13 protein-coding genes and 1 pseudogene are annotated in these 13,591 nt (G+C 66.9%); 4 read left to right on the top strand and 10 right to left on the bottom strand.

Annotation, left to right across the window (positions count from 1 at the left end; all coding sequences use genetic code 11):
• The 4 genes and pseudogenes from ABIC94_RS07695 to flgL all read left to right on the top strand — a co-directional run.
• Positions 1 to 330: pseudogene (locus tag ABIC94_RS07695) on the top strand (methyl-accepting chemotaxis protein); the annotation flags it as partial.
• 23 nt (positions 331 to 353) lie between these two features.
• Positions 354 to 2,321 carry a methyl-accepting chemotaxis protein gene (locus ABIC94_RS07690; protein ID WP_354372436.1) on the top strand — a complete coding sequence of 656 codons (1,968 nt, stop codon included), beginning with the start codon at positions 354 to 356 and terminating at the stop codon, positions 2,319 to 2,321.
• 116 nt (positions 2,322 to 2,437) lie between these two features.
• The gene (gene flgK / locus ABIC94_RS07685; protein ID WP_354372435.1) at positions 2,438 to 4,396 is read left to right on the top strand and encodes a flagellar hook-associated protein FlgK; all 1,959 of its coding nucleotides are present in this window, start codon (positions 2,438 to 2,440) and stop codon (positions 4,394 to 4,396) included.
• Positions 4,397 to 4,436: 40 nt separating this feature from the next.
• The gene (flgL, locus tag ABIC94_RS07680) at positions 4,437 to 5,648 is read left to right on the top strand and encodes a flagellar hook-associated protein FlgL (protein WP_354372434.1); all 1,212 of its coding nucleotides are present in this window, start codon (positions 4,437 to 4,439) and stop codon (positions 5,646 to 5,648) included.
• A 61-nt stretch (positions 5,649 to 5,709) separates the two neighbouring features.
• On the opposite strand, the gene fliR is transcribed toward flgL, so the two are convergent.
• The 10 genes from fliR to fliI form a co-directional block, all read right to left on the bottom strand.
• Positions 5,710 to 6,504, bottom strand: a complete 795-nt coding sequence (fliR, locus tag ABIC94_RS07675) for a flagellar biosynthetic protein FliR (RefSeq protein WP_354372433.1) — start codon at positions 6,502 to 6,504, stop codon at positions 5,710 to 5,712.
• Between the two features lie 131 nt (positions 6,505 to 6,635).
• Complete coding sequence (fliQ, locus tag ABIC94_RS07670) at positions 6,636 to 6,905, bottom strand: flagellar biosynthesis protein FliQ (protein ID WP_354372432.1); 270 nt, start codon at positions 6,903 to 6,905, stop codon at positions 6,636 to 6,638.
• Between the two features lie 9 nt (positions 6,906 to 6,914).
• Positions 6,915 to 7,607, bottom strand: a complete 693-nt coding sequence (fliP, locus tag ABIC94_RS07665; RefSeq protein WP_354372445.1) for a flagellar type III secretion system pore protein FliP — start codon at positions 7,605 to 7,607, stop codon at positions 6,915 to 6,917.
• Positions 7,608 to 7,672: 65 nt separating this feature from the next.
• Positions 7,673 to 8,179: a flagellar biosynthetic protein FliO gene (gene fliO / locus ABIC94_RS07660; RefSeq protein ID WP_354372431.1), complete on the bottom strand. Its 507-nt coding sequence runs from the start codon at positions 8,177 to 8,179 to the stop codon at positions 7,673 to 7,675.
• Positions 8,176 to 8,637, bottom strand: a complete 462-nt coding sequence (fliN, locus tag ABIC94_RS07655; protein WP_354372430.1) for a flagellar motor switch protein FliN — start codon at positions 8,635 to 8,637, stop codon at positions 8,176 to 8,178. The genes fliO and fliN overlap by 4 nt, the downstream gene beginning before the upstream one ends.
• Entirely contained in the window at positions 8,630 to 9,631 is a 1,002-nt protein-coding gene (gene fliM / locus ABIC94_RS07650) for a flagellar motor switch protein FliM (RefSeq protein ID WP_354372429.1), read from the bottom strand. Before fliM ends, fliN begins: the two co-directional genes overlap by 8 nt.
• Before the next feature lie 22 nt (positions 9,632 to 9,653).
• Complete coding sequence (gene fliL, locus ABIC94_RS07645) at positions 9,654 to 10,157, bottom strand: flagellar basal body-associated protein FliL (protein WP_354372428.1); 504 nt, start codon at positions 10,155 to 10,157, stop codon at positions 9,654 to 9,656.
• Between the two features lie 106 nt (positions 10,158 to 10,263).
• Positions 10,264 to 11,637, bottom strand: coding sequence for a flagellar hook-length control protein FliK (locus ABIC94_RS07640; protein WP_354372427.1), 1,374 nt, complete (start codon positions 11,635 to 11,637; stop codon positions 10,264 to 10,266).
• 19 nt (positions 11,638 to 11,656) lie between these two features.
• Positions 11,657 to 12,112: a flagellar export protein FliJ gene (gene fliJ, locus ABIC94_RS07635; protein WP_354372426.1), complete on the bottom strand. Its 456-nt coding sequence runs from the start codon at positions 12,110 to 12,112 to the stop codon at positions 11,657 to 11,659.
• Positions 12,113 to 12,135: 23 nt separating this feature from the next.
• A complete protein-coding gene (gene fliI / locus ABIC94_RS07630) occupies positions 12,136 to 13,587 on the bottom strand; it encodes a flagellar protein export ATPase FliI (RefSeq protein ID WP_354372425.1) in 1,452 nt (483 codons plus the stop codon).
• Between the last annotated feature and the right edge of the window lie 4 nt (positions 13,588 to 13,591).

The raw sequence follows: 13,591 nt of genomic DNA, 5'->3' as shown, positions 1-13,591 counted from the left end.
AGCCAGGAGCAGAGCACGGGCATCGAGCAGGTGAACCAGGCCATCGCGCAGATGGACCAGGTCACGCAGCAGAACGCGGCGCTGGTGGAAGAAGCGGCCGCTGCGGCGCAATCGATGCAGGAGCAGGCCGCGAGCCTGGTGGAGGCGGTGAGCGTGTTCAGGCTCGAGGCTGGCGCGCATGGCGAACATGCCACCCGCGTCGAACCCTCGCACATGCCCGAGGCGACGCCGGCCCGTTCGTTCGCGAACCCGCGCAAGAAGGAGGCCATTGCCTCCACCCCTCCCTTGGCCCTGGCCCGCGGCACCGCGGGTGACTGGACCGAGTTCTAACCCAACCGCAGCAGGAGCCCCTGATGAACGCAGTAGCCACGGATTCGTCCCAGCCACAGCGCCCCTTTGTCTCGTTGGCGCGCACGCTGACCGTCAGGGTCACCATTGCCATCTTTGCGGTCACGGTGTTCCTCCTCGGCGTGTTCTACGTCATCGGCTCTGCGCAACAGCAGCACAGCGCCTCGCAGTACGCCAACGCCAAGGCCGAAGCTATCGCCCGCTCGCTGGACATCTTCGACCGCACCATGCAGATGACCGCAGAGAACGCATACGGCGTTTTCCGGCGCCAGTTTGCGGGCACTTTTGCGGTCGAAGATGCGGCGCAGGGCGTCGTGAGCAGCTTCGGCGTGGCAATCAACAGTGGCAGCACCGCTGAGGTGGATGCGTTCGCACGCGACTTTCCCGGCGCCAACGCCACAGTGTTCGTGGCCCAGGGCGAAGATTTCCGCCGCGTGACCACGTCCGTCAAAAAGGAGAATGGCGAGCGCGCGATCGGCACGCTGCTCGACCGCAAGAGCGCCGCGTATCCGGTGCTGCGCTCGGGCAAGCGGTTCGTCGGACGCGTCACGTTGTTCGGGCGGCCCTACATCACCGTCTACGACCCGGTGCGCGATGCCGCGGGCAACGTGGTCGCGGTGCTCTACATCGGCATGGACATCTCGCAGCAGCAGGCCTCGTTCGGCGAAGCCGTGGGCAAGACGCGCATCTTCGACACGGGCGGGCTCTATATCGTCAACCCGGGGGCGGATCCCGCCGCGGCGACGATCGTTTTCCATCCGACCGCGGCCGGGAAAAAACTTTCCGAGCTGCTCAAGGATGCCGAGGCCGTGGATTGGATCGGCCGGCTGAAGAGCGACGACGCCGCGTGGCTGGACAACGCGCCCGCGGTGCTTTTGCCGGCGCAGCAAGAAAAGCACTACGCGTCCGTGAGCAAGAGCGAAGCAACCGGCTGGCTCGTGGTCGCGGAAATTCCCGCTTCGGAGATGATGGCCGAGCTCTACCGCGAGATGACCGTGCTCGGCGGCTTCATCGCGCTGGCTGCGGTGGTACTGGGTGCGGCGCTCATCATCTTCCTCCGGCGTACCGTGCGGCCCCTCAGCGTGTTGGGCGAACACGTGCAGACGATAGGCCAGGGCGATCTGTCGCGTCAGCTGAGCTCGAACCGCCGCGACGAGATCGGCGTCATCACACGGGCCGTTGAATCGATGCGCGCCAGCCTGGCCACCGTGGTCGGCGGTGTGCGCACCGGCACCGACGCCATCGCCACGGCCTCGGGCCAGATTGCCGCAGGCAACCAGGACCTGTCTTCCCGCACCGAGGAACAGGCCAGCTCGCTCGAAGAGACCGCCGCTTCGATGGAAGAACTCACCAGCACGGTGAAGCAGAACGCGGACAACGCCCGCCAGGCCAATCAACTCGCGCTCTCGGCCTCCGAAGTGGCCATCAAGGGCGGCAACGTCGTGGGCCAGGTGGTCGACACCATGGCCTCGATCAATGCCTCGTCCAAGAAGATCGTCGACATCATTGGCGTGATCGACGGCATCGCGTTCCAGACCAACATCCTGGCGCTCAATGCGGCGGTGGAAGCCGCACGTGCCGGTGAGCAGGGTCGCGGCTTTGCGGTGGTCGCTTCCGAAGTGCGCAGCTTGGCGCAGCGCTCGGGCGCAGCCGCCAAGGAAATCAAAGGCCTGATCGACGACTCCGTAGGCAAGGTCGACGTGGGCAGTGCGCTGGTGGGCGAAGCCGGCAAGACCATGGCCGAGATCGTGGGCAGCGTGAAGCGCGTGACCGACATCATCGGAGAGATCACCGCGGCGAGCCAGGAGCAGAGCACGGGCATCGAGCAGGTGAACCAGGCGATTGCGCAGATGGATCAGGTCACGCAGCAGAACGCGGCCTTGGTCGAAGAAGCAGCTGCTGCCGCGCAATCGATGCAGGAGCAGGCCGCCAGCCTGGTGGAGGCGGTGAGCGTGTTCAGGCTGGAAGCATGAAGTTCAGCCCGACTGTCCCGGCACTTCATTTTTCGCCGGCCCTGCCGATAAACAAGAAACAGGTGTCCGAAGCGGCGCCTTCCGTCAAGCAATAAACGTTTTACAGGTAAAGCCTCATGTCGATGTTCTATACGGGCCTGTCCGGCCTGAGCGTGGCGCGAACCGCGCTCATGACCACGGCCCACAACACGGCCAACGTGTACACCACCGGCTACAACCGCCAGACCGCGCTGGTCTCTTCGCTCGGCGGCACGGTCACCGGCGCGGGCTTCGTGGGCAACGGCGCGCGCGTGACCACGGTGCAGCGCAGCTACGACCGCTACCTGACGGCCCAGCTCAACGGTGCCGAAGCCGCGGGCGCCGCACTTGCGAGCTACGGCTCGCAAATCAACCGCATCGATTCGCTGCTGGCCGACAAGACGGCCGGCATTACGCCGTTGATGCAGAGCTTCTTCGCCAGCGTGCAGGACGTGGCCAACACGCCGGCCGACCCGGCCGCGCGCCAGCAGCTCATCAGCGCGGCACAGTCGCTGGCCAACAAGTTCCGCTCCACCGACCAGTACCTCACGGACCTGAACAGCTCTGTCAACGAGCAGATCGAAGGCAGCGCCGAGAAGATCAACACCTTCGCCACCCAGATCGCGAGCCTGAACCAGCAGATCAGCCGGCTCAGCGCCATGGCCGGCGGCCAGCCGCCCAATGACCTGATGGACCAGCGCGACCAGCTGGTGAGCGAGCTCGGCAAGATCGTCGACGTCAAGGTGATGGAGCAGGACAGCGGCCAGTACAACGTCTTCATCGGCAACGGCCAGACACTGGTGCTGGGCGACCGGGCCGCGAAGATGCAGGCCGTGCAGTCCGCCGCCGATCCCACGCGCCAGGCAATGGCGCTGGTCGGCGTGGCCGGCACCGTCTCGGAGCTCAACGACAACGTGCTCACCGGCGGATCGCTGGGAGGGCTTCTGGCCTTCCGCGCCGAAACGCTCACCAGCACGCAAAACGCCGTCGGCCGGCTCGCCATGGCCCTGGGCAACGAATTCAACAACCAGCACAAGCTCGGCGTCGATCTGAACGGCGTGCTCGGCACGGACTTCTTCTCGCAAGCCGTACCCGGTGTGTTCTCCAATGCGAAGAACGGCGGCGACATGGTGCTCGGTGCCAGCGTGACCGACACCTCCCAGCTCTCGACCAGCGACTATTCGGTGCTGGTGAAAGACGTGGCCGGCACGCTGACCTACACCGTCACGCGGCTGTCGGACAAACAGGTCATGGGTGACTACACCGCGTTCCCCGCCAGCTTCGACGGCGTGAGCCTGTCGGTGGCCAGCGGCACCGCGCAGGCGGGCGATTCCTTCCTGGTGCAACCCACGCGCACCGGTGCGCGCGACATGGACGTGCTGGTGCGCGAAACGGCCAAGGTGGCCGCCGCATCGCCGCTGGTCACGGGCAAGACGGTCGGCAACAAGGGCACGGGCGCCCTGAGCCCCGCCGTGGTCGATGCGGGCTACCTGGCCACGCCGCTCGCCGCAACGGTCACGCTGGCGTACGACGCCGGCGCCAACACGCTGTCGGGCTTTCCGGCAACCTCCGCCGTCACGGTGACGCTGGCCGACGGCACAGCCACGAACTACCCCGCCGGCACGGCCGTTCCGTACACCGCCGGTGCCTCCATCCGCTTCGACGGCATCGAAGTCAAGCTCACGGGCGCGCCCGCGCAGGGCGACACCTTCACCATCGGCAAGAACGTGGGCGGCGTGTCGGACGGCAGCAACGCGCTGAAGCTCGGCGCGTTGCAGCGCAAGAACGCCATGGACGGCGGCACCTCCACCTTCAACGGCGCCTTCGCCAAGCTGGTGAGCGAGGTCGGCAACCGCTCCATGGAGATCCGCGTGGCAACGCAGACGCAGGACAGCGTCACGAGCCAGATCCGCGCCAGCCGCGATTCGATCTCGGGCGTGAACCAGGACGAGGAAACCGCCAACCTGCTGATGTACCAGCAGATGTACCAGGCCAATGCCAAGGTGATCCAGACCGCATCGACCATGTTCGACGCGATTCTCGGCATCCGCGGCTGATTCCGCACCCACTTAATACAGAAGAACCTCAGGAGTCGAGATGCGCATCAGCACCCAATCCTTCTACGCCCAGAGCATGAGTGCGCTGGGTTCGCAGCAGCAGCAGCTGTTCCGCATTCAGCAGCAGCTTGCCGCGGGCACCAAGTTCCTGACGCCGGCCGACGACCCGGTGGCCGCCGCGCGCGCGTTGGGCGTCAACCAGTCGATGGCGGAGTCGGCGCAATACGCCAGCAGCCGCAGCCGCGCGATGCTTTCGCTCTCGCAAGAGGAAACCGCGCTGAAGTCGGCCACCTCGATCATGCAGAACATGAAGACGCTGGCGGTGCAGGCCGGCAACGGCACGCTGTCGGATGCCGACCGCGCTTCGCTGGCCACCACGCTGCAGAGCAACCTGGACCAGCTGGTGAACGTGGCCAACGCCGACGACGGCAACGGCCAGTTCCTGTTCGCCGGCTTCAAGAGCGCCAGCCCGCCCTTCGTGACGGAGGCCGGCGGCGGCGTCCAGTACATGGGCGACCAGGGCCAGCGCCTGATGCAGATCGACGTGTCGCGCCAGATGTCGACCACCGACGACGGACGCAGCGTGTTCCAGTCGGTGCAGGGTGGGGCGGGCTACGTGAGCTCGGCCGGCGCGGCCAACACCGGCTCCGGCGTCTTCGGCGCCGTGGGCCTTACCGATGCGACCGATGCCAACTACGGCAAGGACTTCGTCATCAGCTTCGCGGGCGGCAACTACACCGTGACCACGCAGGACACGCCGCCCGTGGTCGCCGCAACGGGCCCCTACGTGCCCGACGCGCCGATTGCCTTCGGCGGCGTTCAGATCAAGATGAGCGGCACGCCCGCCGACGGCGACACCTTCCAGGTGGCCACGGCCCGCAACGCCGGCACCGACGTGTTCGCCGCCATCGGCGAGCTCGTCACGGCGCTCAGGAAGCCGCTGACCGGCGGCGGCGAAGCGGCACAGGCCGAGCTGCTCAACTCGCTGAGCACCTTCAACGTCAAGATCACCAACGCGCACGACAACGTGCTCACGGTCACGTCGTCGGTCGGTTCGCGCATGAACGAGCTCGACGCGCTCAACACCGGCGGCGCCTCGCGCTTCCTGATCGACAAGAGCTACCTCTCGGAACTGGTCGACCTGGACCCGGCCAGCGCCATCTCGGAATACCTCCAGCGCGAAACCTCGCTCAAGGCAACGCAGCAGACCTTTGCCCGCCTGCACAGCATTGCGCTGTTCAACTACCTGTGATGAACGGCGAGGCGGTGCACGCTGCCTCGACCGGCGAGGGCCAGCCCCGGATGCAGGAAGCTCAGGGCCGCAGCGCCTGCGTCAGCTGGAGTATCGAAGAGAGCCCCGCGGCAAAGCGCGGCTCGAGGAAGGCGCCGAACTGCGGCATGAGCAGATGCATCATGCCGATGCCCGCGAGCAGCGTGAGCGGAAAGCCCACCGCAAAGATGCTGAACTGCGGCGAGGCCCGGTTCAGGATGCCCATCGCCAGATTCAGCGTGAGCAGCGCGGTCACCAGCGGCAGCGCCAGCATGAATCCGTTGATGAAGATCTGCCCGCCGCCCAGTACCAGGAACATCCAGCCTTGCGCAGCCAGCGGCGCATCGGCGATCGGCAGCGTGCTGAAGCTTTCGGCCAGCCCGGCCACCATCAGCAGATGGCCGTCCACCGCCAGAAAGAGAAGGATGGCCAGCATGTGCATCAGCCGCGCGATCACCATCGTGGCGCCGCCGGCCATCGGGTCGAAAAATGAAGCGAAGGAAAGGCCCATCTGCAGGCCGATGTATTCGCCCGCGGCCAGCACGGCGGCAAACACCATGCGCATCGTGAAGCCGATGGCGCCGCCGATGAGCACCTGCTGCAGGATGATCCAGATGCCGCCGGCGGAAACCACCGGCACCGGTGGCATGGGCCCGAGCGTCGGCGCAATGGCAATGGTCAGCAAGGCCGCAATGGCCACCTTGAGCTGGCGCGAAACACCGGGCTCGCCGAACACCGGCGCGGTGCTGACCAGCGCCAGCATGCGCACGAACGGCCACAGGAAGGCCGTCAGCCAGGCGGTGAGCTCCGCCGATGTGACGGAGAAAATGGCGGGCATGTTAGGTCTTCGGCCGGGCCAGGATATACAGCGAGCCCAGTCCAGTGCACCCGCGGAACCGGCTTTGCCGGGCCGCCGGGTGCGCCCCCCAGTGGGGGGAGGCGCCGAAGGCGCTTCGGGGGGCGTCCATCCTAGGCCACGAGCTGCGGAATGCTCGAGAACAGCGTTCGGATGTAGTCGAGCATCTGCGCCAGCATCCACGGGCCGGCAATCACCAGCACCGCGAACACGGCCAGCAGCTTGGGAATGAAGGACAGCGTGGCCTCGTTGATCTGCGTGGCAGCCTGGAAGATGCTGATGATCAGGCCGACGACCAGCGCCACCAGCAGCATCGGCGCGCCGAGCAGCAGCGAGACGTGGATCGCCTGGCTGCCCAGGGACATGACGGATTCGGGTGTCATTCCGGACCTCTAAAGATAAAAGCTCTGTGCGAGTGCGCCGATCAGCAATTGCCAGCCGTCGGCCATGACGAACAGCATCAGCTTGAAGGGCAATGCGATGGAGGCAGGCGGCACCATCATCATGCCCATCGACATCAGCACGCTGGCCACCACCAGGTCGATGATGAGAAACGGTATGAAGATGGTGAAGCCGATCTGGAACGCCGTTTTCAGTTCGCTGATCACGAAGGCGGGCAGCAAGATGCGCAGCGGCACTTCTTCGGGCCCCTGCATGTCGGGAATCTTCGCGAGCCTGGCGAACAGGGCCAGGTCGTTCTCGCGGGTCTGCTTGAGCATGAAGGACTTGAAGGGCGCAATGCCTTTCTCGAGTGCCTTCTCCGCCGTGATCTTGTTTTCGGAAAACGGCTTGTAGGCTTCTTCGTAGACCTTGTCGAACACCGGCGACATCACGAAGAAGGTCAGAAACAGCGACAGGCCCACCAGAATCTGGTTGGGCGGCGAAGACTGCGTGCCGATCGCCGTGCGCAGCAGGCCTAGCACGATGAGGATGCGGGTGAAGCTCGTCATGCTCAGCAGCAGCGCCGGCAGGAAGGTGAGCGAGGTCAGCAGCACCAGCGTCTGCACGCTGAGCGACCAGGTCTGGCTGCCGCCCGGGCCGGGCGAGCTGGTCAGGCCGGGCAGGCCCTGCGTCCATGCCGTCATCGGCAGCGTGAGGGCGAGCAGCGTCAGCACGACGCCGCGAAAGCGTCGATGGGAAGTGATGCGGATCATGGGTTCGGCCGCTGCCTGAGTCCGAGAGAGTCGCGCAGTTTTTGAGCGAACAGGCCCGCCGCGCCGGCAAAACGCGGGTCTGGCGTGTTGGCCGCCTCGCCCGAAACCGGGTTTGCGGACACCGCTTGTGCGGGCATCGAATGCAGCGTGTTGACCTGGCTCGATGTAACACCGAGCACCAGCCAGGTGGCGCCAACCTCGACCACCACCACGCGTTCGCGCTGGCCGACCATGGCACTTGAAACCACCTTCACGAACTGGCCGCCGCCCAGGCGCTGCAGTCCGAAGCGGCGTGCCGCCCAGGCGCACAGGAAGATGAGGCCCAGCACCGCGAACATGCCGAAGCCGGCCTGCAGCAGGCTGGACGCACCGACCGCCGGCGCCGCTTCGACGGGCGAAGGCACCGTCGGCAGCGCGGCGTGTGCGAAGTGCGCGGCCAGGCCACACGCCGCGGCCGCAAACGATGCGGCGGCCTGCCGCAACCGCCTGGCAAGGAAGCTCATGACCGGCCGAGCTTCTGCATGCGCTCGGAGGGCGTCACGATGTCGGTCAGGCGGATGCCGTACTTCTCGTTCACCACGACCACTTCGCCTTGCGCAATCAGGTAGCCGTTGATCAGCACGTCCAGCGGCTGGCCGGCCAGGCCGTCGAGCTCCACCACCGAACCTTGCGAGAGTTGCAGCAGGCTCTTGATGGTGATGCGGGTGCGGCCGAGCTCGGCCGTCAGCTGCACCGGCACGTCGAGGATGCGCTCCACGTCGACCGGCGAACCGGCCGCGGACGGGGCGGGTTGCAGCGGCTGGAAGACGCGGCTGCCCGCGGGGGCGGCGGTGGGCGCGGGTGCGGGAGCGGGCGCAAAGGCCGGCGCTGGCGCGGGGGTGGGTGCGGAAGCCGCGGTCTGCTCGGCCAGCGCGCTGGCCCAGTCGTCCGCATCGCTGGAGGATGGGGTGTTGTCAGTCATGTTCGTTCTTCAGATCGCTGTCTTGGTGGGAGATCATCTGCAGCACGCGCAGGGCATAGCGCTCGTTCGAAACCCCGTAGCCGCACTCCATCACCGGAATGCCGTCGACGCGTGCGGTGATCGACGAAGGAAGTTCAATGGGCAGCACGTCGCCCGCCTGCAGCTTGAGGACCTCGCCGATGGTCGAGGGCAGCGTGATGAATTCGGCGCTCAGTTCCACGTCGGCGCTTTGCATCTGCTGCGACATCTGGCGCACCCAGCGCTTGTCGACCTCGATCTCGTCCTGCACCGGGTTGGAGAGCAGGTCGCGGATCGGCTCGATCATCGAATAGGGAATGCACACGTGCAGAAAGCCGCCGACAGGGCCGAACTCGATCTGCAGCGTGGTGTTGATCACCACTTCGTTCGGCGCGACGATGTTGGCCAGCTTGCCGTGCATTTCGGCGCGCACGTAGTCGAAGCTCAGCGGGAACACGGGCTGCCATGCGTCTGCGTAGCACTGCAGCGTGAGGTTCAGCAGGCGCTTGATGATGCGCTGCTCGGTGCGCGTGAAATCGCGGCCCTCGACGCGCACGTGATAGCGCCCGTCGCTGCCGAACAGGTTGTCGACCACCAGGAACACCAGCTTCGGATCGAACACGAAAAGTGCCGTGCCGCGCAGCGGCTTCATGTGCAGCATGTTGATGTTGGCCGGCACCGGCAGGTGCCGCACGAACTCGCCGTACTGCTGGATGTGAACCGGCCCGACCGAGATGTCGGGGCTGCGGCGCATGAAGTTCAAGAGCGAGCTGCGCAGATGGCGCGCAAAGCGCTCGTTGATGACCTCCAGCGTGTGCATGCGGCTGCGCACGACGCGGTCGGGCGCGCCCAGGTCGTACACCGGGAGGCCGTCGGGCCTGGGGGCCGCACTTTCGTTCTGCTCGACGCCGCCTCCGGTGACGCCCTGCAATAGCGCGTCGACCTCGTCTTGGGAGAGCACCTGTTCGTAGGCCATGAATCGCCGGTCCGAAAAAAGATTACTGCACCACGAAGGTGTTGAAGGAAACGCTGCCGATCTCCTGCGGAGGAAGGCCCGCACCCAGGGGGCGGCTCAACTCGACGCGGATTTCCTCGGCCAGCCGGGCCTTGTCTTCGGTCGTCACCAGCGATTCGGGCGGGCGGTTCGACAGCAGCAGCAGCAGCCGGCTGCGCACCTCGGGCATGTACTCGACGACGTGCGCCTTGGCCTGCTCGTTGCGCACCTTGAGGGCCATGCCCACGTGCAGGAAGCGCGCACGGCCTTCGGATTGCACGTTCACGGTCAAGGGCTCGAGCGTCACGAAGATCGGCTTGTCGGGCACCGGCGGTGCCGCTGGCGCAGACGGCACGGCGGAAGAGCGCTGGCTCATCCAGAAATAGCCGCCGCCGCCGGCAAGGGCGCAGGCCAGCGCAACGATCGGGATCACGATCCGCAGCTTCGATGAACGGGGAGCGGTGGCAGTAGCGGGAGGAGCGAGTGCGACGGAAGGACTGGTAGCCATATTTGGAGCTGCGAAACGAAGTCTGGTTCTGACTATTCTTTGCCAGGTGCCCGGCAAACGAAGGGCTGATCAAGCGCGGGAAAAGGCCTCAGATCCCGCGTTCATCTCATGCGAAGGTGTCCACGCCGGCGCTCGGCGTGCGATGCGCGGCGGGCGGCGGGTTGCCGTGCAGCGGATCGGCGGCGGCAACGGCCTCCGCGCGGCCGGGCGCCGGGTATTGCGGCTGCCGGGCCGATCCCTGCTGTTGCGCTTGCTGGCCGAAGGCACCGTCCTGTCCGGCAAAACGATGCGCCTCCGCGCCGACCGAGGTCTGGCCCAGGCTGATGCCCTGTTCCGCAAGGCTCGCGCGCAATTGCGGCAGCGCAGCCTCCACGGCCTTGCGCACGCTTTCATGGGCCGAGACGAACATCGCCTGTGCCTGGTTGTCGCCGATGGAGAGCGTCACCTTGAGCGGACCGAGGCCGGCCGGGTTCAGGTTCAGTTCGGCGACCTGGGCGCCCGCGGCGTTCATGCGCAGCATCTGGTGGCCGACGGCCTGGCCCCATTCGTCGGAGCCCACGGGCGGCGCCACGTTGAGTACCGGCACCTGGCTGGCACTGGCGGGCTGGTTCGCGCGGTCGGCCGCGGCGGTTGCAAAAGTCATTGCCTGTGGCATGAGGGACGGTTCCGCCGCATCCGAAGCGGCCGAAGCGAGGTCGAGCTTGCCGCCCGCAGCCGTGGCCGTGGCGGCTGCCGGGGCCGATTGGGCTTCGCCGGCAATCACGGAAGCGCCCGCGCCCTTTGCTTGTTCGCCGGCAACGGAAGCCACGGTGGCGGCGGTTGCATCGCTGGCAGAAACCGCACCGGCAACCGGCACGCCCGCCGGGCCTGCAACGGCACCTGCCGTTGCAGGTCGTGCCGATGGGACCGCCGGCAGCGCAATGGCGGCTTCTGCGCCACCCTTGTTCTTCGGTTGTGCGGCCTCCGACGCCAGGGTTTGCACATCGCGCGACAGCGCCGCTGGTGCCGGGCCTTCGCCTTCCATATCTTTTGCTTCGGCCGTTTCGCCAGGTGCCGCATCCGCGGCAACGTCGGTGGGCAGGGCCGCCACGGCCGCATCGTTCGTCAACAGGCTCTGGCCGCCTTCGGGCAGGGTGGCCGCCACGGTTGCGCCGGCCGCAAGCGCCGATGCCGCCGCAGGCGACGAGGCCAATGCGGGCATGGTCGGCGTAAAAAATGCGAGCGGCAGCAGTTCCGCGGGCAGCTCGTCCTTGCGGTCGCCCGCGCGCGAGGGCTTGTGCCGTGCCCTGGCGTCGAGCGCGGGCGAAGCGGAATCTTCCTTTGCCTGCGATGCACCGGCGCCGCGCGTGCGGGTCAGCACCGCGTTGAAGCTGCGGCCGTCGGCTTCGTCCGCGTTGCGGCCGCGTGGGCCGGAAGCCGTTGAAGAGGCCGAGGCACCGGCTGCGTTCGGGGCGAAGGAAGGAGCGATGAAGGTGGGCATGGCGGTTTTCAGGAAAACGTCAAGGTGTCGGTTGGGAGGCGCGGTCAAAGAACTTCCGTGCCGCGCGTTCGTCGCTGTCGCGTTGCTCGCGCCGTGCGCCGACCACGAGTTCTTGCCGCCGCATCCGTTCGGCCAGCGCATCGAAGGAATTGAGGCGGCGCTTGTGGTGCTGCCATTCGTTGCGGCCGTGGTCCAGCCGGCTGGCGGCTTGCGCGGCAATGGCCTGCTGTTGCTTGATGGCACCGTCGAGCGTGCCCAGAAAGTTGCGGTAGTTGTGCCACTGGGCCGAGGGCAGGCCGTTCTGCATCAGTACGTGCAACTGGTCGCTGTAGTCCTGGCGGTATTGCAGCAGCAGCTCCAGCTTCTGGGCGGCGCTGACCTGCGCGTTCTGCAGCAGGCCGAGCTGCCGGGCCGCATCGTCGGTCTTGGTGCGGGCGAGGTCGGTGAGCGTGTCGAGCGGAAGTTTGTGCGGCATGGCGGCTCCGTTGTGGTTGTGGCTCAGGCTGGTTCGAACAGGCTGCCCATGCGCGCGATCGAGGCGGCGTAGTCGCAGCGTTCTTCCATCGATTGCTGCAGGAAGGCCTCGATGCGCGGGTACAGCGCAATGGCCTGGTCGAGCTGCGGATCGTGGCCGGCCGCGTACGCGCCGACACTGATCAGGTCGCGGTTGCGCTGGTAGCGCGAGAGCGCCTGCTTGAAGCGGCGTACGGTGTCGAACTGCGAGGGTTCGATCAGCGACGTCATCGCGCGGCTGATGGAAGCCTCGATATCGATGGCCGGGTAGTGGCCGGCTTCGGCCAGCGTGCGCGACAGCACCACGTGCCCGTCCAGGATGGCGCGGGCCGAGTCGGCAATCGGGTCTTGCTGGTCGTCGCCTTCGGACAGCACCGTGTAGAAAGCCGTGATCGAGCCGCCATGCCCATTGGCGTCGCGCGAACCGTTGCCGGCCCGCTCGACCAGCGCCGGCAGCTTGGCGAACACCGAAGGCGGATAGCCCTTGGTGGCCGGCGGCTCGCCGACGGCCAATGCAATCTCGCGCTGCGCCATGGCATAGCGCGTGAGCGAATCCATGATGAGCAGCACGTCGCGGCCCTGGTCGCGAAAGTATTCGGCCAGGCAGGTGGCATAGGCCGCGCCCTGCAGGCGCAGCAGCGGCGAGTTGTCGGCCGGCGCGGCCACCACCACGGCGCGGGCCAGGCCTTCTTCGCCCAGCGTGTTCTCGATGAAATCCTTCACCTCGCGGCCGCGTTCGCCGATCAGGCCGACCACGATGACCTCGGCGCTGGTGTAGCGCGCCATCATGCCCAGCAACACGCTCTTGCCCACGCCGGAGCCGGCGAACAGGCCCATGCGCTGACCGCGGCCCACCGTGAGCATGGCGTTGATGGCGCGCACGCCGACGTCGAGCACCGAATCGATCGGCGCGCGCGCGAGCGGGTTGATCGGCGGCGAACTCAGCGGCACCCTGCGGCTGACGTCGAGCGGGCCGAGCCCGTCGAGCGGCCGGCCGGCTGCGTCGACCACGCGGCCGAGCATGCCTTCGCCCACAGGCAGGCGCTTGGTATGGGCATCGCCGGAGCTGCCGCCCGCATTGGATGACACGGGGCCGGGCCGCGCGAACACGCGGGCGCCGGGCAGCAGGCCGGCCACTTCGCTTTGCGGCATGAGGAACAGGCGGTCGCCGGCAAAGCCGACCACTTCGGCTTCTGCATGGCGCTGCGGATAGCCGGGCGGCAATTCGATCAGGCAATCGCTGCCGACGGGCAGCTGCAGGCCCACGGCCTCCAGCACCAGGCCGACGGCGCGGGTCAGGCGGCCCGAGGTGGTGATGGTCGCGCAATGGGCGACATCGTTGCGGGCCTGCGCCAGCGTGCCGAGCCACGACTGCAGATGCGGATTGGCATCAGGCATTGCAGGCATTGCGGATGGGGTCTGTTCTGCGGCTGGCATCGGT

The sequence above is a fragment of the Variovorax paradoxus genome, from assembly GCF_040544635.1.
Taxonomy (GTDB): domain Bacteria; phylum Pseudomonadota; class Gammaproteobacteria; order Burkholderiales; family Burkholderiaceae_C; genus Variovorax; species Variovorax paradoxus_R.
Note: the sequence above shows the minus strand (reverse complement) of the source record. Positions and strands in the feature narration are given on the sequence as shown.